The 21971-nt window shown below is 64.6% G+C and carries 24 protein-coding genes; 18 read left to right on the forward strand and 6 right to left on the reverse strand.

Features of this window, described 5'->3' with window-relative positions:
• Nucleotides 1–119, reverse strand: a 119-nt coding sequence (locus AAG799_RS14735) for a LysR family transcriptional regulator (protein ID WP_341897237.1), incomplete at its 3' end; no start/stop codon positions are given.
• Nucleotides 120–247: 128 nt separating this feature from the next.
• Here AAG799_RS14735 and AAG799_RS14740 point away from each other — a divergent pair.
• Nucleotides 248–1414, forward strand: coding sequence for a mandelate racemase/muconate lactonizing enzyme family protein (locus AAG799_RS14740; RefSeq protein ID WP_341897194.1), 1167 nt, complete (start codon nt 248–250; stop codon nt 1412–1414).
• Nucleotides 1415–1480: 66 nt separating this feature from the next.
• Nucleotides 1481–1723: a DUF2798 domain-containing protein gene (locus tag AAG799_RS14745; protein ID WP_341897196.1), complete on the forward strand. Its 243-nt coding sequence runs from the start codon at nt 1481–1483 to the stop codon at nt 1721–1723.
• Between the two features lie 10 nt (nt 1724–1733).
• On the opposite strand, the gene AAG799_RS14750 is transcribed toward AAG799_RS14745, so the two are convergent.
• Nucleotides 1734–3035 carry a transcription antitermination factor NusB gene (locus tag AAG799_RS14750; protein WP_341897198.1) on the reverse strand — a complete coding sequence of 434 codons (1302 nt, stop codon included), beginning with the start codon at nt 3033–3035 and terminating at the stop codon, nt 1734–1736.
• 137 nt (nt 3036–3172) lie between these two features.
• On the opposite strand from AAG799_RS14750, the gene rpe reads away from it, so the two are divergent.
• Genes rpe through AAG799_RS14765 form a run of 3 tightly spaced genes read left to right on the forward strand, consistent with a single transcriptional unit; the run spans nt 3173 to nt 6033 of the window.
• Nucleotides 3173–3847 (forward strand): ribulose-phosphate 3-epimerase, encoded by a 675-nt coding sequence (gene rpe / locus AAG799_RS14755; RefSeq protein WP_341897200.1) that lies wholly within the window; start codon nt 3173–3175, stop codon nt 3845–3847.
• A 57-nt stretch (nt 3848–3904) separates the two neighbouring features.
• A complete protein-coding gene (locus tag AAG799_RS14760) occupies nt 3905–5494 on the forward strand; it encodes a heparinase II/III family protein (protein WP_341897202.1) in 1590 nt (529 codons plus the stop codon).
• Entirely contained in the window at nt 5470–6033 is a 564-nt protein-coding gene (locus AAG799_RS14765; protein ID WP_341897204.1) for a HutD family protein, read from the forward strand. The genes AAG799_RS14760 and AAG799_RS14765 overlap by 25 nt, the downstream gene beginning before the upstream one ends.
• A gap of 2 nt (nt 6034–6035) precedes the next feature.
• On the opposite strand, the gene AAG799_RS14770 is transcribed toward AAG799_RS14765, so the two are convergent.
• Nucleotides 6036–7046, reverse strand: a complete 1011-nt coding sequence (locus AAG799_RS14770) for an adenosine kinase (protein ID WP_341897205.1) — start codon at nt 7044–7046, stop codon at nt 6036–6038.
• Between the two features lie 65 nt (nt 7047–7111).
• On the opposite strand from AAG799_RS14770, the gene AAG799_RS14775 reads away from it, so the two are divergent.
• The 4 genes from AAG799_RS14775 to AAG799_RS14790 all read left to right on the forward strand — a co-directional run bounded on the left by AAG799_RS14775 (nt 7112) and on the right by AAG799_RS14790 (nt 10516).
• Nucleotides 7112–8560 (forward strand): amidase family protein, encoded by a 1449-nt coding sequence (locus tag AAG799_RS14775; RefSeq protein WP_341897207.1) that lies wholly within the window; start codon nt 7112–7114, stop codon nt 8558–8560.
• Nucleotides 8557–9234 carry an EI24 domain-containing protein gene (locus AAG799_RS14780; RefSeq protein ID WP_341897209.1) on the forward strand — a complete coding sequence of 226 codons (678 nt, stop codon included), beginning with the start codon at nt 8557–8559 and terminating at the stop codon, nt 9232–9234. Before AAG799_RS14775 ends, AAG799_RS14780 begins: the two co-directional genes overlap by 4 nt.
• A gap of 66 nt (nt 9235–9300) precedes the next feature.
• The gene (locus AAG799_RS14785; RefSeq protein ID WP_341897211.1) at nt 9301–10041 is read left to right on the forward strand and encodes a polymer-forming cytoskeletal protein; all 741 of its coding nucleotides are present in this window, start codon (nt 9301–9303) and stop codon (nt 10039–10041) included.
• A 37-nt stretch (nt 10042–10078) separates the two neighbouring features.
• Nucleotides 10079–10516: a hypothetical protein gene (locus AAG799_RS14790; protein ID WP_341897213.1), complete on the forward strand. Its 438-nt coding sequence runs from the start codon at nt 10079–10081 to the stop codon at nt 10514–10516.
• Here AAG799_RS14790 and AAG799_RS14795 read toward each other — a convergent pair.
• Nucleotides 10513–10872 (reverse strand): hypothetical protein, encoded by a 360-nt coding sequence (locus AAG799_RS14795; RefSeq protein ID WP_341897215.1) that lies wholly within the window; start codon nt 10870–10872, stop codon nt 10513–10515. The two genes, AAG799_RS14790 and AAG799_RS14795, sit on opposite strands and share 4 nt — an antisense overlap.
• 2 nt (nt 10873–10874) lie before the next feature.
• Nucleotides 10875–11522: an endonuclease III gene (gene nth / locus AAG799_RS14800; RefSeq protein ID WP_341897217.1), complete on the reverse strand. Its 648-nt coding sequence runs from the start codon at nt 11520–11522 to the stop codon at nt 10875–10877.
• A gap of 43 nt (nt 11523–11565) precedes the next feature.
• On the opposite strand from nth, the gene AAG799_RS14805 reads away from it, so the two are divergent.
• The 5 genes from AAG799_RS14805 to AAG799_RS14825 all read left to right on the forward strand — a co-directional run bounded on the left by AAG799_RS14805 (nt 11566) and on the right by AAG799_RS14825 (nt 17010).
• Entirely contained in the window at nt 11566–12246 is a 681-nt protein-coding gene (locus AAG799_RS14805; protein ID WP_341897218.1) for a hypothetical protein, read from the forward strand.
• A 123-nt stretch (nt 12247–12369) separates the two neighbouring features.
• The gene (locus AAG799_RS14810) at nt 12370–14538 is read left to right on the forward strand and encodes a methyl-accepting chemotaxis protein (RefSeq protein WP_341897220.1); all 2169 of its coding nucleotides are present in this window, start codon (nt 12370–12372) and stop codon (nt 14536–14538) included.
• A 236-nt stretch (nt 14539–14774) separates the two neighbouring features.
• Nucleotides 14775–15611, forward strand: a complete 837-nt coding sequence (locus AAG799_RS14815) for a hypothetical protein (RefSeq protein ID WP_341897222.1) — start codon at nt 14775–14777, stop codon at nt 15609–15611.
• Nucleotides 15612–15621: 10 nt separating this feature from the next.
• Complete coding sequence (locus AAG799_RS14820) at nt 15622–16014, forward strand: STAS/SEC14 domain-containing protein (RefSeq protein WP_341897224.1); 393 nt, start codon at nt 15622–15624, stop codon at nt 16012–16014.
• A gap of 147 nt (nt 16015–16161) precedes the next feature.
• Nucleotides 16162–17010, forward strand: a complete 849-nt coding sequence (locus AAG799_RS14825; protein WP_341897226.1) for a hypothetical protein — start codon at nt 16162–16164, stop codon at nt 17008–17010.
• A gap of 3 nt (nt 17011–17013) precedes the next feature.
• Here AAG799_RS14825 and AAG799_RS14830 read toward each other — a convergent pair whose 3' ends face one another.
• Nucleotides 17014–17667 (reverse strand): glutathione S-transferase family protein, encoded by a 654-nt coding sequence (locus AAG799_RS14830; protein ID WP_341897228.1) that lies wholly within the window; start codon nt 17665–17667, stop codon nt 17014–17016.
• Nucleotides 17668–17904: 237 nt separating this feature from the next.
• Here AAG799_RS14830 and phaZ point away from each other — a divergent pair, with 237 nt between their 5' ends.
• From phaZ to AAG799_RS14850, 4 genes are all read left to right on the forward strand, one after another.
• Nucleotides 17905–19134 carry a polyhydroxyalkanoate depolymerase gene (gene phaZ / locus AAG799_RS14835; RefSeq protein WP_341897230.1) on the forward strand — a complete coding sequence of 410 codons (1230 nt, stop codon included), beginning with the start codon at nt 17905–17907 and terminating at the stop codon, nt 19132–19134.
• 446 nt (nt 19135–19580) lie between these two features.
• Nucleotides 19581–20129 carry a hypothetical protein gene (locus AAG799_RS14840; protein WP_341897231.1) on the forward strand — a complete coding sequence of 183 codons (549 nt, stop codon included), beginning with the start codon at nt 19581–19583 and terminating at the stop codon, nt 20127–20129.
• Nucleotides 20130–20131: 2 nt separating this feature from the next.
• Nucleotides 20132–20671, forward strand: coding sequence for a hypothetical protein (locus AAG799_RS14845; protein WP_341897233.1), 540 nt, complete (start codon nt 20132–20134; stop codon nt 20669–20671).
• Nucleotides 20672–20752: 81 nt separating this feature from the next.
• A complete protein-coding gene (locus tag AAG799_RS14850; RefSeq protein WP_341897235.1) occupies nt 20753–21922 on the forward strand; it encodes a thiolase domain-containing protein in 1170 nt (389 codons plus the stop codon).
• Nucleotides 21923–21971: the final 49 nt, after the last annotated feature.

The raw sequence follows: 21971 nt of genomic DNA on the forward strand, positions 1-21971 counted from the left end.
TCCAGCGCGCGGATGCGGCGGCTGAAGGCCGGCTGGGTCATATGCCGGGCCTCGGCCGCGCGGGAGAAGTTGCCCGCTTCGGCCAGTGCCAGGAAATCCTCAAGCCAGTTGAACTCCATAGCCGTCCGGTGCCGTCCTTACGGGGTGCAATGCGATTGGGGAATAATCAATTCCGAATCTGGCATTGGCCGCCGCCCGCTGTCCATGACTAGGATGGCGCCATCAGAGAAGGAGCCTGGATTTACCCATGCGTATCGTAGAAGTCCGCGAAAAAACCGTCTCGATCGCCTCGCCGATCGCCAATGCTTATATCGATTTCTCCAAGATGACCTGCTCGGTGGTCGCGGTGATCACCGATGTGATCCGCGACGGCAAGCCGGTGGTGGGCTTCGGCTTCAATTCCAACGGCCGCTACGGCCAGGGCGCGTTGATGCGGGAACGTTTCCTGCCGCGCCTGACGGAGGCCAAGCCGGATGCGCTGATCGACACCGTGCATGGCAACCTGGACCCGTTTGCGATCTGGGCGACGCTGATGCAGAACGAGAAGCCCGGCGGTCATGGCGAACGCTCGGTGGCGGTCGGCACGCTGGACATGGCGGTGTGGGATGCGGTGGCCAAGATCGAGGGCGTGCCGCTGTGGCGCCTGCTGGCCAACCGCTATCGCGGCGGGGTCGCCGATGACAAGGTCTGGGTCTATGCCGCCGGCGGCTATTACTATCCGGGCAAGGACCTGACGGCTTTGCAGGACGAGATGAAGAGCTATCGCGACCGTGGCTATCGCGTCGTGAAGATGAAGATCGGCGGTGCGCCGCTGGCCGATGACCTCAAGCGCATCGAGGCGGTGCTGAAGATCGTCGGCGACGGCCAGAATCTCTGCGTCGACGTGAATGGCCGCTTCGATATCAAGACGGCGATCGAATACGGCAACGCGATCAAACCCTATAATCTCTACTGGTACGAGGAAGTGGGCGATCCGCTGGATTATGCGCTGCAGGCCGAGTTGGGCCGGCATTACGACAAGCCGATGGCAACCGGCGAAAATCTTTTCTCGCACCAGGATGCGCGCAACCTGATCCGCTTCGGCGGCATGAACAAGGACCGCGATTTCCTGCAGTTCGACTGCGCGCTCAGTTACGGCCTGGTGGAATACCTGCGCACCCTGGATGTGCTGAAAGACCATGGCTGGTCGAGCCGCCGCGTGGTGCCGCATGGCGGCCACCAGATGTCGCTGAATATCGCTGCCGGACTGCATCTGGGCGGCAACGAAAGCTATCCCGATGTGTTCAAGCCCTTTGGCGGTTTCGCCGATGGCATCGCGGTGCACGACAGCTATGTGTCCCTGCCGCAGATTCCCGGTGTCGGCTTCGAGGCCAAGGCTGAGCTCTACGCGGTGATGAAGACGCTGCTCGATTGATCCGGCTATGGCCGCAGGGCGGGCGATGCGGTAAACATCGCCTGCCCCCCTTGAGCCGGACATCCGATGCAAAAGAAACTTCCTGCCCGCTACAATCTGGTCGCCATGCCGCTGGCGCTGTCATTCCTGATGACCTTCATTGTCTCGGGGATATCGACCTTCAACGGTGTCGGCTTCGTCGCCGGCGTGGTCGAGAAATGGATGCAGGCCTGGGGCCTGTCCTGGATCGTGGCGTTTCCCACCATGCTGTTCGTGTTTCCGCTGGTGCGGCGCCTGGTCGGCCTGATCGTCGAGCCGCCGAAAGCCTGATCGCGGACGGCTAGGTTTTCTGCACACAGACGGCGAAGAAGCCGTCCATGCCGCCGCGGCCCGACCACATGGAGGGCAGGGTGCGCAGGGCGCCGTCATGGGCCACGGCTTCCGATGGCAGATGCAGCTTGCCCGCATCGGCCGGGATCAGTTCGGCGCCCTGCAGCGCCAGCAGATGGCGGATCTGGTATTCGGCTTCCTCGGGCTGCAGCGAGCAGACGCAGTAGACCAGTTTGCCGCCGGGTTTCAGCAGGCTCCAGCTCTTGGCGATCAGGCGGCGCTGCAGCTCGGCCAGCTTGGCGATATCGGTTTCGTCTTTCAGGTAGGGCAGGTCGGGATGGCGGCGGATCGTGCCGGTCGCCGAACAGGGCGCATCCAGCAGGATGGCATCGAAGCTCTCGTCGGGCTGCCACTGTTCGATCTCGGCGGTTCTCACGTCGACTTTGAGCTTCAGGCGCTTCAGATTTTCCTTCATCCGCTTCAGTCGCGGCTCCGAGCGGTCCACCGCCATGACACTGGCACCCAGGGCAGCCAGCTGCGCGGTCTTGCCGCCGGGTGCGGCGCAGAGATCGGCCACGCGCTTGCCGGCCACATCGCCCAGCATTTGCACCGGCAGGGCTGCTGCGGCATCCTGCACCCACCATTCACCCTCGCTGAAGCCCGGCAGGGTTTCGACAGCGCCGGCGGCCATGCGCCGCAGGCTGCCGGTCGGTAGGATTTCAGCCTCCAGCTTTGCCGCCCAGCCGGCGGCATCGCTTTTCACGCTGATATCCAGCGGCGCTTCCTGCAGATGCGCCAGCGCGATATCCCGCGCGGCATCCTCGCCATAGGCATTGATCCAGCTGCGCCACAGCCAGTCCGGCGTGTTGGCCCTGGCGGCATCCTGCCCGGCGACGATGGCGGCGCCCTCGGTGGCCACCTTGCGCAGCACGGCATTGATCAGGCCGCGCGGTTTTTTCTGTTCCGGATGCATCAGCTCGACGGCGGAATCGACCGCCGCATGGGCCGGCGCGCCCAGGAACAGCAGCTCGGCGGCACCCAGCCGCATGGCCTCGCGCGGCAGGCCCTTGGGCCACAGGGTGAGGAATTTGCGCAGGCAACCGTCAATCTGGCCGCGGCGACGCAGCGTGGTGGCGACCAGGCGGCGGACGAAGCCGCGGTCGCGTTCGCTCAGGTCGCGGAAACCGGTCTTGCCGTCCAGCAGCGCATCGTCCAGCGCGCGGCCCTTGCCCAGCACCATGTCGACCAGGACGGCGGCCACGCGGCGCGAGGTGATGACGGGAACGGTGGGAAAGGCGGAGTTGTCGGACATCGCCGCTGTTCTAGCCCCCGACCGGGCCGGTGGAAAGGCGATTCGGCCATAAAAAGCCCGGATTCGCCGGAGTTTGTGACCGGATGCCGCGACCCCGCTTGCTTGGCGTAGACCCCCAAATTTGCTAAGCCTGCCCCATGCCGCAGCAAGCCACCCGAATCGCCCCCTCGATCCTCTCGGCCGACTTTGCCCAGCTGGGCGCCGAGGTTGCCGCCATCGACAAGGCCGGCGCCGATTACATCCATATCGATGTCATGGACGGCCATTTCGTGCCGAACCTGACCATCGGCCCCAGTGTGGTGGGCGCGCTCCGCAAGCACACGAAAAAGCTCTTCGACGTGCATCTGATGATCTCGCCGGTCGATGCCTTCGTGCCGCAGTTCGCCGAGGCCGGCGCCGATATCATCACCGTGCACCCGGAAGCCGGCCCGCATGTGCATCGCACGCTGCAGCTGATCCGCTCGCTGGGCAAGAAGGCCGGCCTGTCGCTCAATCCGGGCACGCCGGTGGAAACCGCGCTCGCCGTGCTCGACATGGTCGATCTGGTGCTGGTGATGAGCGTCAATCCCGGCTTCGGCGGCCAGAAGTTCATCCATACCCAGCTCGACAAGATCCGCATCCTGCGCCAGGCGATCGATGCCTCGGGTCGCGCCATCGATCTTGAAGTCGATGGCGGCATCAATGCCGAGACCGCGCAGCTGGCGGTCGATGCCGGCGCCGATGTGCTGGTGGCCGGCACCGCCACCTTCCAGGGCGGCCCCTCGGCCTATGCCGAGAATATTGCGCGGGTGCGCGCAAAATCATTGAAGTGAACTGACGTGACTGCGGCATCGCTGCAGGACTCGGCCGGAGCAAGATTGCGGCGTCGCGTGGCGGCTGCCTGGCATGGCACGCGGTTCTATGCCCTGACGCTGCCGCGCCAGGCCCCGCTCGAACTGCCGGCGCTGCCCGATGATCCCTGGCCCGGCAGCGCGGCCAATGCCGACCGCCTGTTCCAGGGCCGCTTCCTGTTTGCCGGCGCTGAAGTCGTCTCGCCGCATGCCGCGCCCTGGTCGCTGTCGGCCTCCGATGCCGGGCTCGATCCCGCCAGTCATGCCGCCTGGGCCGCAGGGCTGCATGGTTTTGTCTGGCTGCGCGACTTCGCCACCCAGGGCGGTGACATGGCCCGCCGCATGGCCCGCAGCCTGGTGGCCGACTGGATCGCCAAGCATGCACAGGTGATTCACGGCCTGGCCTGGAAGCCCGAGATCGCCGGCCGTCGCCTGACCCAGTGGCTGCTGGCGGCGCATTTCCTGCTCGATGGCGCCGACGAAACCTTCGGCCATGATTTCCTGCTCAGCATTGCCCGGCATGCCACGCATCTGAAACGCGCCATGGACATGGCACCGCCGGGCCTGCCGCGTTTCGATGCCGCACTTGGCGCGGTCTATGGCGCGGAGGCGCTGGGCGCGGCGCAGGATGCGGTGGCGATCCGCGGGCTTGATGCGGCGCTTGGGGCGCAGATTTTTGCCGATGGCGGTCACGCCTCGCGCAATCCGTCTGTGCTGTATCGCGTGCTGCGCGATGTGGTGGCCCTGTGGCATTTCCTGCGTGCGGTCGATCCCGAACGCGCCGCACTGCTGCAGCCGCATCTGGACCGCATGGCGCCGATGCTGCGCTTTTTCCGCCATGGCGATGGCGGCCTGGCGCTGTTTCATGGCGCCGAGGAGGAGGTCGCGGCACAGATCGATCTGGTGCTCGACCTGTCGGAGGCCAAGGGCAAGCCGCTCAATTCGGCCACGCCCAGCGGCTATGAGCGCGCCGCCGCCAAGCGTGCGCTGCTGCTGCTGGATGCGGGAACACCGCCGCCGCGCGCGCTGTCTGGCGCCCTGCCGCATCGCGGGTTGCTGTCCTTCGAGTTCAGCTGGGGCAAGGATCGCCTGATCGTGAACTGTGGTGCCGCGCGCCGGCCGGGCGGCAACTGGGCGGCGGCTCTCAGCGGCGCGGCAGCCCATTCCACCCTCTGCCTGGGCAATGTCGAGCCGACAGCGGCCGCGGCTGTGCGAGTCACCCGCAACGAGCAGGATGGCGCCATCTGGTTCGAGGCCGAACATGACGGCTGGCGCACCGCCTACAACCGGTTGTATCGCCGCCGGCTTTACCTTTCGGCCGGTGGAGAAGACCTGCGCGGCGAGGAAATCGTCACCGAATCTGCCGGGATGCCCGTGGATGCGGTGCTGCGCCTGCATCTGCATCCCGGCATGCATGCCTCATTGATCGGCAGCGGCGACACCGTGATTCTGAAAAGCGCCAGCGGCCAGGGCTGGCGCTGGCGCGGCATGGGCGGCATGGTGCGGCTCGAAGACAGCGTGTATCTTGGCAGCGGCGGAGACGTGCGCCGCACGCAGCAGATCGTTATGGCCGGTTCGGCCGGGTCAGAAGCATTGGCATTCAAATGGGCTCTGACAAAAATCAATTAGGCAAATCCCGCCCCGGCGGCGCCGAACCGTCGCGCGCGCCTGCGGCCGATGCCAACACGCTGATCGCGCTGTCGGCGCTGGATGCGCAGCCGTGGAAGAATGGCGGCGGCACCACCTACCAGATCGCGGTCGATCCGCCCGGTGCCGGCACAACCGGCTTCCGCTGGCGCATCAGCCGCGCGGTGATCGAAAAGGACGGGCCATTCTCGGCCTTCCCCAATGTCTCGCGCTGGATCACGCTGATCTCCGGTCCCGGCTTCACCATGGATTTTGCCGACGGCACCAGCTTCGAGGTGACCAAGCCGTTCATCGCCTACTGGTTCGATGGCGGCCTGGGCGTGACCTGCCGCCTGAAGGATGGCCGCCCGGCCACGGTGATCAATGTGATGGCGCAGAATGACGTGGTGATGCGCGTCAACGTTTCCGCCAACCGCGCCGCGCTGCCGACCTCGGGCCATGCCATCATCTCGGCGTTTGGCGCATCGGTGCGGCTGGACGACCGCCACGTGCTGACTGCGGCGGTCGATCGGCCTTTCTAGAATCAGCCCTTCAGGGCTTCGGCGACAAAGGGCTTGAGCGGCTGTTGCGGCCGCGGGCCGATATGGGCGATCACTTCGGCGGCGCAGAGCGAGCCGAGCCGGCCGGCGGCATGCAGGTCGAAATCATGGGTGAAGCCATAGAGGAAACCGGCCGCGTAAAGGTCGCCGGCACCGGTGGTGTCGATCACCTTCACGCCCTTCACGGCGTCGATGATATGCACCTCTTCGCCGGCCAGGATCACCGAGCCCTTTTCTGAGCGAGTGAGGGCGGCGACATCGACATGGTGGCGCACATGCTGCAGCGCCTGGTCGAAATCACCCACCTGGTACAGCGCGGTGATCTCGGCCTCGTTGGCGAACAGGATATCGATATGGTGTTCGACCAGATGACGGAACTCGTCGCGGTGGCGGTCGACGCAGAAGCTGTCGGACAGCGACATTGCCACCTTGCGGCCGGCATCATGCGCCAGCCGCATCGCCTTGCGCATGCCTTCCTTGGCCATCGGCTGGTCCCAGAGATAGCCTTCCAGATAGGTGATCTCGGCGGCATTCACGGCTGCCGGCTCGATATCGTCCGGCGTCAGGTCGATCGAGGCGCCGAGATAGGTGTTCATGGTGCGCTGCGCATCCGGCGTCACCATGATCAGGCAGCGCGCGGTCGAGGGTCCGTCGGTGGCCGGCGTGGTATCGTACTGCACGCCCATGGCCTTGATGTCGCGGGCAAACACATCGCCAAGTGTATCGTTGCGCACCCGGCCGATGAACTGCACGCTGCCGCCCAGCGCGGCCACGCCGGCTGCCGTGTTGGCCGCCGAACCGCCGGAGACCTCCACCGTTTCACCCATGGCACCGTATAGCTGCTCGGCCCGGCCGCCGTCGATCAGGGTCATGCCGCCCTTGGGCATGCCATGCTCGTCGAGGAAGGCATTGTCGACACGGGCCAGCACGTCGACGATGGCATTGCCGATGGCGAGCACGTTGTTACGAGCCGAAGAAGACTTTACGGGGGTCATTGGGCGCATTCCCGGAGCGGATGAATCTCGTTACTCTCTACCGGTTCGACAGAAGGAAGGCAAATATGGACGCGTTGATTAAGATGACCGCCCGCCAGGCCGTGGCAGCCCTCAGGGCCCGCGAGGTGACGCCGGGCGAGCTGATTGATGCCGCCGCGGCCCGGATTGCCCTGGTCGAACCCAAGATCAACGCCCTGCCCACGCTGTGCCTGGACCGTGCCCGGGCGCTGGCGGCCAAACTGGTGCCGCCCGATCCGGCGCCGCCGGGCTATCTCTACGGCCTGCCGATCGCCACCAAGGACCTGGTCGATGTGGCCGGCGTGCGCTCCACCCAGGGCAGCCGGGTGTTTGCCAACCATGTGCCCACCAAGTCCGGCTGGTCGGTGGAAAAGCTGGAAAGCAATGGCGCGCTGATCGTCGCCAAGTCCAACACGCCCGAATTCGGCGCCGGCTCGCAGACCTTCAACGATGTGTTTGGCACCACCACCAATCCCTGGAACACCGCCACCACGCCGGCGGGGTCGTCGGGCGGTGCCGCGGCGGCGCTGGCGGCCGGCGAGGTGTGGCTCGCCGATGGCTCCGACCTTGGCGGCAGCTTGCGCATCCCGGCCAGCTTCACCGGCGTGGTCGGCTTGCGCCCGTCGCCCGGTCGCGTTGCCTTCGGGCCGCGCGCCCTGCCGTTCGATGCCCTGTCGGTCTATGGCCCGATGGGCCGCACGGTGGGCGATACCGCGCTGATGCTGGATGCCATGAGCGGCCTCGATCCGCGCGACCCGCTCAGCCTGCCGGCACCCGAGCGCAGCTATGGTTCCGTGGTCGATCACGCCATGGTCACCGGCCGGCTGCCGAGCCGCTTTGCCGGCGGCTGCCGCATCGGCTGGACGCCCGATCTCGGCCTGTCGCCGGTCGATCCTGAAGTACTGGCCCTGTGCGAGGCGGCGGTGAAGCGCATCGCCAAGCTGGGTGCTGCCGTCAGCGAGGATGTGCCCGATTTCAGCGGCGCGGAGGAGTGTTTCCAGGCTCTGCGCGCCGCCAATTTCGCTGTCACGGTCTGGCCCAGGATCAAGGACAAGACCGACCTGGTGAAGCCGGAAGTGATCTGGAATGCCGAGAAGGGACTCAAGCTCACCGGCATCGAGAAAGCCGATGCGCTGCGCATCCAGGGCCAGATCTACAATCGCCTCGTTGCCTTCTTCGAGAAACACGATTTCCTGGTGCTGCCCACCTGCGTGGCGCCGCCCTTCGATCATCGCAAGCGCTATCTGGAAGAGGTCGCCGGCCGCAAGTTCGACACCTATATTTCCTGGCTGGTGCTCACCTTTGCCATCACCATCACCGGCACGCCGGCGATTTCGATTCCCTGCGGCTTTACCAAAAGTGGCCTGCCCGTCGGGCTGCAGATCGTGGCGCGGCCGCGCGGCGAAGCCGAACTGCTGGCGTTTTCGGCCCTGCTGGAAGCCGATTTCGGCCTCAGCGGCCAGGTACCCATCGATCCGCGAGACGGCACCGCATGATTGCACCGGCCTTCACGCGCGCCCTGGCGCAACTGCCAGATCCGGCCTTTCGCAGCGTTCTGATCAAGTCGCTGCTGGTCAGCGCCACGGTGTTCGTGCTGCTGGCCATCGGGCTCTGGGCCGGCCTGCTGGTGGCGCCTGAAACCGGCTATGGCTGGCTCGACTGGGTGATCGGCGCCCTGTCCAGCCTCGGTTTGCTGATTGGCATGATGCTGCTGTTTCCCGCCATCATGACCGCGGCGATCAGCCTTTTTCTGGATGACATCGCCGCGGCGGTCGAGGCGCGCTATTACCCCACCGATGCGCCGGGCCGCCCCGTGGCCACGGCCCCGGCACTATGGGCAGCACTGCGTTTCCTCGGCATCGTTCTTGTGGTCAATATCGCGCTGCTGCCGCTCTATGCCATCCTGCTGTTCTTCCCGCCGCTGCTGTATGGCCTGTCGCTGCTGGTGAACGGCTATCTGATCGGACGGGAATATTTCGAGGCGGTCGCGTTTCGCTATCAGCCCAGGCGTGAGGCTGATCTGCTGCGTCGCCGCCGGCGGGGCGATGTCTGGCTCTGCGGTGTGCTCATTGTCCTTCTGTTAACCATTCCGCTCGTAAATTTTCTCGTCCCGATTGTGGCAACTGCTTTCATGGTTCACGTCTACAAACGGTTGCGGACGACGGGTTGACCATCAATTCCGGCATTGCGGGTTGGCTGCCGGGTGGCGCATGTTGGGGACCAGAGGAGACCGTCCATGTTTGGTCGCAAGAAGCCGAGCACCGATAGTGCCGCGATGATGCCGCCGGCACCGCCTGCCCAAGGTGACTCTAAACCGGCTGAACTGACACCGATCGAACCGAAGCAGTCCGAACCGGCCCTCGCATTGGCCGCTGCTCCGGTCAAGGCGATTGATGATGAACTGCCGCCGATGCCGAGCCACCTGCGTGCCGTCGGCAAACCTGTTCTGCCCGCCACCGCCCCCGTTACAGCAACTGCAGGAGCCACCGTTATGGCCGAAGTTACCCCGCCGACCCCGACTTTCCGTCCCGAGATTGCCAAGCGCCCGGTCGATCTGGCCCCCAAGTCCGTGGTGCAGGCTGGCGGCTCTGCCGCGTCGACAGGCAAGACCGAACATCATGCCGAGCCCAAGGTGCTGCTGATCGGCCGCGAAATCAGCCTGACCGGCCAGATCACCGCCTGCGACAAGGTGGTGGTGGAAGGCCGCGTCGAGGCCCAGCTGAGCGAGAGCCGCTTTGTCGAGATCACCGAGACCGGGCAGTTCAAGGGCTCGGCCGAGGTGGATGAAGCCGAGATTCGTGGCCGCTTCGAGGGCCGCCTGAGCGTGCGCGGTCGCCTGCTGATCCGCGGCACCGGCAAGGTTTCGGGCGAGATCGCCTATGGCCAGGTCGAGATCGAATGCGGCGGCGAGATTTCCGGCACGGTGCAGACCGTGGCGGCGGGTGGCCGTCTGGCTTCGCCGGCGGCTGCCGAATAGTTGTCCTGATCGTATCGTTGCGTTTAAGCTGCGCGGCGTGAAAACGCCGCGCATTCTTTTTGCCCTGTCGCTGCTGCTCGCGCTTGCCGCCTGCGGCGGCCGGCCGGCCCCCACCACCACCGGCGTCATGCCGGGTGAGGAACTCGATCTTTCGCTGGTGCATCAAAGCCCCAACGAAGCACCGCGTCGCGCTGTCAGTGCCGATGTGGTGCGCAAGACCGAGGCTGAGGCGCGTGCCCTGTTCGGCACGCCCACCGCGCTGCGGCGCGAGCCGCCGGGCGAGGTCTGGCAGTACCAGTCCGAGCTGCCGCGCTGCACGCTGCTGCTGTTCCTCTATCCCGACGATGCTGCCGCGCGCCTGCGCGTCAGCCATGCCCAGGTGCTGAGCCGCGTGCGTGGCCAGACCGTGGATGACAGCGACTGCCTGGCCGCATTGCTGAAGACCACGCCGCCGCCGCCGCGGCCGATGTCCTAAGCCAGAAACTCTGCCCGGAATTTTTCATAGGTCAGCACGCGCAAATGCGGTGCGGTGATTGCGACATGGCCGATGAGGGCCTTGTCGTCTGTCACCAGGAGACCGGCGTGTTGTGCGGCCGTTGCGCCGATGATGGCATCGCGAGATGCATCCCACGGCATCTCTGGTGTCAAGACAGGCTGATCCTGCATGAGCAGGGACAGCAGCTGCTGGCGCCGGAGTCCATCGCGAATCTGGCTGATCTCGTCTTTCTGTATCTCGGTCGCGATAACATCCAGGCCGGCGGCCCTGATCCGCTCGGCATCGCCATGTTTCAGGATCGCGTCATAGGCGTTGCTGTCGAACATCACGCGCATGGTCACGCTTCGTCCGGCGCCTTGGTCTTGGGCTTGAAGCTGCAGTCGACAGCCACCACGCAGCGCCAGCAGTCGGGTTTGCGCGCCTTGCAGATATAGCGGCCATGCAGGATCAGCCAGTGATGGGCATGCTGGCGGTATTTCGCCGGCACCGCCTTTTCCAGCTTCAGCTCCACCTCCAGCGGGTTTTTTCCTTTCGCCATGCCGGTGCGGTTGCCAACCCGGAAGATATGGGTATCCACCGCAATCGTCGGTTCGCCCCACAGCACGTTCAGCACCACATTGGCGGTCTTGCGGCCTACGCCGGGCAGGGCCTGCAGCGCATCGCGGTCGCGTGGCACTTCGCCGCCGTGCTTGTCCACCAGGATCTGCGACAGGGCGATCACATTCCTGGCCTTGGCATTGAACAGCCCGATGGTCTTGATGTGCTGCTTCAGGCCGTCCTCGCCCAGTTTCAGCATCTCCGCAGGTGTGCTCACCGCCTTGAACAGGTTTTTTGTCGCCTTGTTGACGCCCACATCGGTGGCCTGGGCTGACAGCACCACGGCCACCAGCAGGGTATAGGCATTCACATAGTTCAGTTCGGTCTGCGGCGCGGGATTGGCGGCAGACAGCGTGGCGAAGAAATGCTCGATCTGGGCGGGTTTCATGGGGCTTGTCTGGCGGGGGCTGGTCAGTGATCTTTAGACCCTGATGAAAGCCTTAAGCAAGCTTGCCCTGCTGGCGCTCCTGCTCGCTGCGTCCGTGCCCGCCTCTGTGGCCATGGCACAGGAGCAATGCCGGCTGCCTTCGCGCATCACAGTCGCGCCCTGCCCGAACCAGGCGCGCGAGGAAGCGCGCGGCACCAAGGGCGATTTCGACCATTACATCCTGAGCTTCAGCTGGTCGCCGGCCTTCTGCGCTGGTCCGGCCGGCCGGCGCGCTACCCTGCAATGTCGCGACAACCAGTTCGGCTGGATCATCCACGGGCTGTGGCCGCAATATGCGCAGCCGCGGGCCGGCCAGCGCTGGCCGCAATATTGCGCAGCCGTGGCGCCGGTATCCGAGGCCGTGCTGCGCCGCCATCTGTGCAGCGCGCCCGATCCGCGGCTGATGCAATGCGAATGGGCCAAACATGGCAGTTGCAGCGATTTTGCCACGCCAGCCGAGTATTTCGCCGCTCAGGCCGGTGTCGCAACGCGGCTGACCCTGCCCGAACCGCAGCCGGGCCAGTCGGTGCAGGCCTTCACGGCCGCCGTTGTCGCTGCCAACGATGCCTCTCACGGGCATGATCGTCTTGAGCGCCGCCATCTGCGGGTCATCGGCGGCCCCGACGGCATTCGCGAACTGCGCATCTGCCTGGAACGCGATCTGGTGCGCTACCGCGCCTGCTGATGTCTTCTATTCAAAAACTACAGGGGGAATAAAACAGTACGCTATACCCTCGTAGCTATTGTTAAGCCCGCCTGCTTCCTGTGAAATCACTCCCGCAACCGTATGTTGCGGGAGGAAACCAGAATGTTGAAGCGCTCGATCGCGGCGCGGCTTATTGCCGCCATGCTCGGAATCACCTTTGCCGCCATCGCGGTCATCGCCGGCTACATGTTCATCAAGCAGGTGAGCACCGCCGAGGGCGACCTGCGCGACGACCTGCTGGCGAATTACGCCGCCGTGCTGGAGGCGATCGATTTCGAAGGCCGCACGGCATCGAGTGTCAGCAGTGCTCTGAGCGGCCTGCGCGCCCTGCAGGAAGCGGTGGCAAGTGGCGATCGCGCTGCCGGTCTGGCCCTGCTGGCCGAGCCGATGAAGACGGTGCGTGAGCGCGAGGGCATTGGTCTCATCACCGTTCAGACACCCACCGGCGTGGCTTTCCTGCGCGCCCATTCGCCGGCCAACTTCGGCGACAACGTGCTGAGCCGGCGCCAGACGGTGAAGCAGGCCATCGACACGGGCAAGGCCCATACCGGCATCGAACCGGGCCGCGAAACACTCAGTCTGTTCTCGTCGCATCCGCTGCGCCTGGATGGCAAGCTGATCGGTGTGGTCGATACCGGCATCGCGTTGGGTGAGGAATTCCTGCAGCGCATGAAGCGCCGGCTCAATGTTGAACTCACCATTCACCTGTTGGCGGATGACAAGCTCAGCGTCTATTCCAGCACCTTTGCCGAAAAGACCACCATAGGCGAGGCCGAATACCGTGCCGCGCTGAATGGCGAAACCGTGCTGCGCCATACCCGGCTGAAGGGCCGCGACAGTGCCACGCTGGCCATGCCACTGAAGAACTTCTCCGGCAAGCCGATTGCTGTGGTCGAAATCGTTGCCGACCGCGAGAAACAGGCCGCGGAACAGCGCCGGGAATTACTGATCCTGTCGCTGCTGGCCCTGGTCACACTGATCGCCACCGGTGTCGTGGCTGTGGTCTTGTCGCGCGGCCTGGTTCGGCCGATTGCGGCCATGACGGGCGCCATGCAGACGCTGGCTGCGGGCAACCTGGACAGCGAGATTCCGGCACGGGATCGCGTCGATGAACTGGGCGCTATGGCAAAAGCCGTGCAGGTATTCCGCGAGCAGGCGATGGATAACCGTCGCATGGCGGCCGAACGCGCCAGCCAGCGCCAGGCCTTCGAGGAACAACGCCAGGCCCAGGAGGCCGAACTGGATCGCTCGATCGGCACTATTGTCGCCGCGGCCGCCGAAGGCGACATGAGCGCGCGCATCGCCGTCGATAACATGCAGGGCGTGATGCGACGTCTGGGTGATGGCGTCAACACGCTGGTCGCCACCACCGATACAGCGCTGAAGGAGCTTGGCCGGGTGCTTGCGCGCTTGGCGGATGGCGATCTCAGCGGTCGCGTCGAAGGCAGGTATGCCGGCGTGTTCGCCGAACTGCAGCAGGCCACCAATCGCATGGCCGAGCGGATCAGCGAAGTGGTGCGCGGCCTGTCGGAGAATGCGGAAGCGGTGAATGCCGCGGCGGCGGAAATCTCCACCGGCAGTCAGGATCTGGCCAGCCGTACGGAATCGCAGGCCGCTTCGATTGAGGAAACCGCGGCGTCGATGCATGAAATCACCACCACCGTGAAACAGAATGCGGATAACGCCCAGGCCGCCAACCAGCTGGCGGTTGTTGCGCGTGACACGGCACAAAAGGGCGGCAGCGTGGTGGCCGAGGCGGTTACCGCCGTGACGCAGATCGAGGACAGTGCCCGCAAGATCGCCGATATCGTCGGCCTGATCGACGAGATCGCCTTCCAGACCAACCTGCTCGCGCTCAATGCCAGCGTGGAGGCCGCCCGTGCCGGCGAAGCCGGCAAGGGCTTTGCGGTGGTGGCGCAGGAAGTGCGGGCGCTCGCCCAGCGCTCGGCCAATGCCTCGAAAGACATCAAGGCGCTGATCCAGGCCTCCAATGCCCAGGTCAAGACCGGCGCCAGCCTGGTCAACCAGACCGGCGGGTCGCTCACCGAGATTGTCGGTGCCATCAAGAAGGTGGCGGATATCGTGGCGGAGATTGCGGCAGCGTCACGCGAACAGGCGACCGGCCTGGAACAGGTCAACACCGCCGTGGGCAGCATGGACGAAATGACCCAGCGCAATGGTGCCCTGGTGGAGGAAACCTCGGCCTCGGCCCAGGCGCTCGCCGGTCAGGCCCGGCAGCTGGCACAGCTGGTCGGCTTCTTCCGGCTTTAACCCAATCTGCACCCGTAGAAGGTGTCCGTCTGCTGGTCCGGACCTGAAAACAGGCTGGCTCGGCGGGGTTGGGCCCTGTTTGGATTTCTAAGTTATTGATTCTTAATGCTTGGAGCTCAGTCAATTCTGATAGAATCTGACATGGATTCATGCAACCTAAATCGCTACTGTTGCTCTATTGAGCGATAGAATCAGTCAAGGGTAGTGTTTTGACTCAGACGGTGGAGACTGCCAGATTGCGGCGCGAAACATTGCGCCTGCTGGCCCAGGTCGAAAAGCAGGGCCTCGATATCGCCGAGGCCTATCGCCACGGCTATGAAATTTCCGCCCAGTTCACCGATTTCAAGCGCTTCATCGAAAAGGTCGACCATTTCTACGTCTTCATCGACCTGGTCGAGGAACGGTTGCCGGGTTTTGACGGCGACAAGCGCCAGTCGCTGACCCGTCATCTCGCCGACATCCGCTGGCGCATCACCATTGTCGAGGTCGATACCACGCAGATTTTCCTGGTGCGCATCGGCGAGACGCGTAAGCCCTGGCCGCTGGGCAGCCGCGAATTCCTGCAGCGCCGGCTCAGCCGCCTGGGCGATATTGCCGACTATTACGACCAGTTCGGCGAGCGCTATCAGCTGACGCCGTTGAGTGATGTGATGTTGCGCGCCGTGGAAAACCTGCTGAAGGCGCAGATCGAACTGGCGCCGGCACTGGCCGATTTCTCTGATTATGCGGCCAGCTACATGGTGCCGACCGGCGATGCGGTGCGACCGCAAGATATGGCCCTGCGCCTGGATCGCGGCGGCAGGCGTCGTGCGCCGCAGCCCAAGGCGCCGCCACGACTTCCTCCGCCGCCATTCCGCGTGCGCGAGATGGAAGGGCGCTTTTATGCGGAGCGCGACGGCATCGTCGCGGTGAGCGAAGTGTGCCGCAATGCCAATTTCTCGCTCGATCAGCTGGCCAGCCGCATGGGCGTCAGCCGGCCGACACTGGTATTGATGCTGAACGGCAGCGATCCGATGACGCGGCCGATGATGGAGCAATTGCAGTCTTTCCTCGACAAGAACGGCCATATCTGACGGCAATCGCGTGTCTGACACCTGCGAGCATCTGGCCTACGAGATCGATGCGGCGACGCGGATCATCACCGTCGTCTATATTGGTGCGTTAACGGATGATGAGATTGTTGCCTTCTATGCCAAACTGGTCGAGCAGCACACCGATGCACCGACCTATGATTATCTGATCGACATGCGCTACACCGACTGGCTGGCAACGCCTGATGCGATTGCCGGGATCGATGCTGTGTACAGCCGCATCGGTTCGGATTATCGACGGCATGTCGCCATTGTGCGCAAGAATGCGGTGACAACCAACAAGCTGCAGGAAAATGTGCTGCGCCAGGGTCTGAAAGACCGCGTTATCCGCTATTTCACCGATATAACGCTGGCGCGGAGCTGGCTGATGGAACGCGAGCGCTAACTTCGACACTGCAGCAGGCGGCACCCGCCCGCGCTGTGGTCATGCAAGGCATTACCATTTGGACACTCTAGCCGGAAAGTAATATCGGCCGCGGGGTTTGTTCTCTACTCTAGGGCCACGGCGATCCGCCGCGACGGGAGGTCTGCCATGCAGGCGACCACAAGCAAGGTTTCTGGCCGCGATGCAGCCCTGGCGATGATCGCGCAGGTCGAGCGTCAGGCCACCGGTATTTCCAAACGCTATGCTGGCGGCACCGGCATCACCGACCGCTATGCCGATTTCCAGACCTTCATCGGTCAGCTGGGTGAATTCCAGCTGTTCATCGACATGGTGGAAAACCGGCTGGGGGCGTTCGAGCCGGAGAAGCAGGTGGCCCAGGCCAAAAACCTGGCGGTCATCCGCTGGGGCATGCTGCAGATGGAAGTCGAGGCGAGCAGCATTTTTCTCGATCGCATGATCGCCAGTGGCAAGCCATGGCCGATGGGCAGCCAGCCCTTCCTGCGTCGTCGCCTGTCGCGGCTCGACGATATCAGCAGCTTCCACACCGACCATGTCACGCAATATCAGCTGACGGCACCCAATGCGGCGATGATGCAGAAGATCCGCGACCAGATCGGTCAGCAGATCGACAGCAGCCTGGCCCTGAACGATTTCAGCATCGCGTCCGCGCCATCGGCATTCACGCCGGCACCACTGCAGGCCGAGCCGGTGCGCCGCCCTGCGCCCAAGCCCAAGGCGCCGCCACCGCCGGTAGCCAAGCGCGTGATGCGCCTGCAGGTGCGTGAGGCTGACGGCTACAGCTATATCGCGGAAGACGGCCTGGCGGTGATCACCGAAGCCTGCAAGGTGGCGAATACCAGCATTGACGAATTCGCCAAGGCACTGGAACTCAGCCGGCCCGGCCTGGTGCTGATCCTGAACGGCCGCGACCCGTGCAGCACGGCCTTGCTGAAAACCCTGCGCCGCCTGGTGGTGCGTGCTGGCGGCGTGGTCTAGGGCTCAGAACTCGACGTCGAGTTCGTCCAACTCGTCGGGCTCGGCTTTTGCGGCATCGATCCAGTCCTGGATGATCGGCCAGGCCATCACGGTCTGGCAGTAGGCGGCACAGGCCGGATCCAGCTTCACATCATAGGTGAGGAAGCGCGAGCAGACCGGCGCATACATCGCATCGGCCACCGTGGGCTTGGGGCCAAACAGCCACGGGCCGTTATAGGCGGTGAAGCAGTCGCGCCAGATCGACACCACGCGGTCGATATCGGCCTGGGCGCCGGCCCAGACCTTGAAGCCCGGATAATGCGCTTTCAGATTCATCGGCAGTGCCGAGCGCAGATTGGCGAAGCCCGAATGCATCTCGCCCGAGATCGAGCGGCAATGCGAGCGCTGCGCCATGTCGGTGGGCAGCAGATGTGCCTCGGGGAAGATTTCCCCCAGGTAAGCCGCAATCGCCAGCGTATCCCAGACCGAGACCGCGCCATGGGTCAGCCGTGGCACCAGGAAGCTGGGCGACAGCAGCAGCAGCTCGGCCCGGGTCGAGGGGTCGTCGCTGGAGAGCAGGGTTTCCTGGAAGTCCAGCCCGGCCATGCGGCAGAGCAGCCAGCCGCGCAGCGACCAGGATGAGTAATTCTTGCTGCTGATGGTGAGTGTGGCCTTCATTCGCCGGCGTCCCCCATAGGTCCCCAGACTTTAGTCTGCTACATATATCTCGCATTGCAGCACAAACTGCATTAGCTTTTTTAGTGATAAGGCGGCGGGCCGGCATTTTCGCACTCCAGGGGGAGGGCGGGCCTCCAGCCGGGACCAGCCAAGACGAACGCTCCAGCTTCAGAACACGCCAGCCCAGAACACGCCAGCCCAAAACGCTCCAGCAATGGCCCTCGCCGCTCATAATTCATGATGTATCTGGCCTACCAGACCCAAGCCAACCTGATGGCGCCCCTGCGGGCGCTGGCCGAACAGGCCTTGCCCGGCCTGCAGCAGGCCGCCGGCAGCAACCCGTTCCTGCGCGGTTTTGCCGCGGCCACCGAGATGGTGGCCCGCGCCGGCCTCAGCCATGGCCGCCCGCCCTATCACATCGACAGCGTGCGGGTCGGCAACCGCGATGTGCCGGTGGTGGAAGAGCCGGCGCATGTGACGCCGTTCGGCACCCTGCTGCATTTCCGCAAGGATCTCGACGAGGCGGCCCAGGCGCGGATCGGCGTGCAGCCGCGCGTGCTGGTGATCGCGCCGCTGTCGGGCCATTTCGCCACCCTGCTGCGCGACACCGTGGCCACCATGCTGCCGGATCACGATGTCTATATCACCGACTGGCACAATGCCCGCGATGTGCCGCTCAGCGCCGGCCGCTTCGGCTTCGAGGATTATGTCGACCACCTGATCAGGTTCCTCGAGGTGATCGGCCCCGGCGCCCATATGGTGGCGGTGTGCCAGCCCTGTGTGCAGGCGCTGACCGCGGCCGCCGTGATGGCGGAAGAGAAGAACAAGGCCGTGCCGCGCTCGATGACGCTGATGGCCGGCCCGATCGACACGCGGATGAATCCGACCAAGGTGAACGAGCTGGCCAAGGAACATCCGATCACGTGGTTCCGCGAGAAGCTGATCGCCACCGTGCCGCCCGGCCTGCCCGGCGTCGGCCGCCGCGTCTATCCCGGCTTCATCCAGCTCACGGCTTTCATGAGCATGAACATGGACCGCCATGTGAAGGCGCATGTCGAGCTGTTCCAGAATCTGTGGAAGGGCGAGATCGAGCAGGCGACCAAGACCAAGGATTTCTACGACGAGTATTTCGCCGTGCTGGACCTGGATGCCGATTTCTATCTCGAAACCGTGGAATGGGTGTTCCAGCAGCACCGGCTGGCCACCGGCGAGCTGATGCATCGCGGCAAGCTGGTGAATCCCAAGCTGATCAAGAAAACCGCTCTCCTCACCGTGGAAGGCGAGCGCGACGATATCTGCGCCATCGGCCAGACCGTGGCGGCGCATGACCTGTGCACCGGCATCAAGCCCTATATGAAGCGGCACCATCTGCAGGCCGGCGTCGGCCATTACGGCGTGTTCAGCGGCAAGCGCTGGAACAGCCAGATCTACCCGCTGGTGAAAAACACCATTCTGGCGATGGAATAAGCCGCCCGCGGCGGTGCGTTTTCCGACAAGCGATTGATTTGACAATACAAGTTGGCGCCGATGTGGCGCCGAGCACGGCCGATTCACGGCCAGGGCGATCCCAGTGCAGGCCAAGGGAAGCCCATTGGGTGCCAAGTGAGGCCCATTCGATCCCATTCGATCCAATGCGATCCCGTTCGATCCGGTTGGAGCGAGGATTGCGACGACAGATTCACGATGGGCAACAGCGGCAACCTTTCGATATGAGGGCCGCGTGCCGTGTATCAAGCCGGGGCCGCGGCGTAGCGCCCAGTCGTGGCAATTGCGCCACAGCCTGCAATCGTCTCGCAGCCGCAAATATCCCGCCGCACACGGTGTTTCCGCCACCCCATATCCGAATATCAACCTGACGTTCCAGCCGCGGTTTCGGCATAAGCTGGCCTCCCAATCGCTGTTCAGGACGGCCAATGATCATCGAGGCCAATCCGGTGCTGAAGGCGGCGCGCGACTTCTGGCGCACCCTGCCGCAACCGGTCAACATTCCCGATATCCGCCTGCTGGATGTGACCACGATTCCGCGTGTCATCCTGCCGCATCTGCTGATCGCCGAGACCACGCGCGGCAATTTCGATCTCAGCCGCCTGAAACTCTGTGGCGTCGAGATCGCGCGCTGGTTCCGCGAGATGCCCGAAGGCATGGATGCCAAAAGCTTCGGCGCGCTCACCGACACCACCTATATGAAGCATATGCGCGACCTGCTGGCCGAGCTGATCCAGCGCCGTAAGCCGCTCTATTGCCGCAGCGTCTACACCCTGCCGGGCCTCACCGATGGCGATCCGGAGAATGTCGTCACCGCCGAACGCCTGGTGATGCCGATGGCCGATGGCGCCACCGCGGTGGAATGCGTCATCGTGGTCGAGACCCTGCGCGCCACCGATGATCGCGCCGGCCCGATCCGCATGCTGCCGCCCGCGCCGGGCATCAAGGTGGAGCACGATCCTTTCGAGGTCGTCTAGCCGTGTCTGCGGGCATCGACATCATGGTGGCGCCGGATGCGGTGCTGCCTGCACCGGCCCTGCCATTGCTGCAGCACTGGCGCGCGCTATGTGGCGATGATCTGCTGCCCGATCTACATGCGATGGCGCCGGCGAAGGTGCCGCCCGCCCTGCTGCCCTGGACGATGACCTTCCGGCGTGATGCTGACCGCAATCTCACCTATGGCGTGGTGGGCGAGGAACTGGCTTTCCTGTTTCGTGGCAATCCGCGCGGCGGCATGGTGTTGAACTACGCCACGCCCGAGGTGCGGGCGGCGCGCTATGCAGTGATTCACCGTGCCCTGGATGAGGGTATTCCGGTCTGGTACACCGCACGGCTATTGTTTGAAAGCGGCGCGGCCGATATTGGCCGCCTTGGTCTGCCGACCCGCACCGAGGCCGGCGCGGCGTTGCTGCTGATCTATATTCCCCTGACGCCGCTGCCCGAGATGACGCAGCGGCGGCAACATTTTGGCGAGGGCCCCAGCGCAACCGTCTGGCTCGGTCGCAAGCCAGCCGCGTAATGTGCTGTCGGCCGCGGCTTTTCCCCGCCGGCCAAATGCTTACACTGGTGCCCGGGATGAAATGCCGGGAGCGCCGCGCCGATGTCGATTGCAAACCAGGCCTATATCGCCGGCGCCTTTGAACACCCCACCCGCAAGGCCACCGATCTCTCGCTGGCGCAGCTGCATGCCGAAGTGGCCAAGGGCGCCCTGGACGATGCTGGCCTGAGCAAAGACGATGTCGACGGCTATTTCTGCGCCGGCGATGCACCCGGTCTCGGCCCGCTCAGCATGGCCGACTATATGGGGCTGAAGCTGCGCCATGTCGATTCCACCGATACCGGCGGCTCGTCCTACCTGGTTCATGTTTCGCATGCCGCCCAGGCGATTGCGGCGGGCAAATGCAATGTCGCGCTGATCACGCTGGCCGGCCGGCCGCGCAGCGAGGGCATGGCCACCGGCACGGCGCCGCGCGTATGGAATGCCGCCGCCCCCGATGTGCCGTTCGAGCATTTTTATAATCCCACCGTGGTGAACATGTATGCCATGTGCGCCATGCGCCACATGCACGACTATGGCACCACGGCCGAACAGCTCGCCTGGATCAAGGTGGCGGCGTCGCAGCATGCACAGTGGAATCCGCAGGCCATGCTGCGCGAGGTGGTGACGGTGGAAGATGTGGTCAACTCGCCAATGATCGCCGATCCGCTGCACCGGCTGGATTGCTGCGTGATCAGCGATGGCGGCGGCGCGCTGGTGGTGGTGCGGCCCGAGATCGCCCGCCGGCTGAAACGGCCGCGCGTGCGCCTGCGCGGTGCCGGCGAGGCGCCCAAGCACCAGATGGGCGGCAAGATCGATCTCACCTATTCCGGCGCGCGCTGGTCCGGCCCGGCGGCCTTCGCCGAAGCCGGCATCACGCCGGCCGATATCAAATACGCCTCGATCTACGACAGCTTCACCATCACCGTGCTGATGCAGCTGGAAGACTTGGGCTTCTGCGCCAAGGGCGACGGCGGAAAATTCGTCGCCGATGGCAACCTGATCGCCAACCAGGGCCGGCTGGCCTTCAACACCGATGGCGGCGGGTTGTGCAACAATCACCCCGCCAATCGCGGCGGCGTCACCAAGGTGATTGAAGCGGTGCGCCAGCTGCGCGGCGAAGCCAATGCGCCGGTGCAGGTGAAGAACTGCAACCTCGCCGTGGTGTCCGGCATCGGCGGCCAGCTCGGCAGCCGCCATGGCGGCGCTACCATCATCCTGGAACGGGAGTAACTGCCATGTATCTCAATCCCCGCAAGGCCCCCGTCCCCGCCGCCACGCC

The sequence above is a fragment of the Ferrovibrio terrae genome, from assembly GCF_943371255.1.
Lineage (GTDB): Bacteria > Pseudomonadota > Alphaproteobacteria > Ferrovibrionales > Ferrovibrionaceae > Ferrovibrio > Ferrovibrio terrae_B.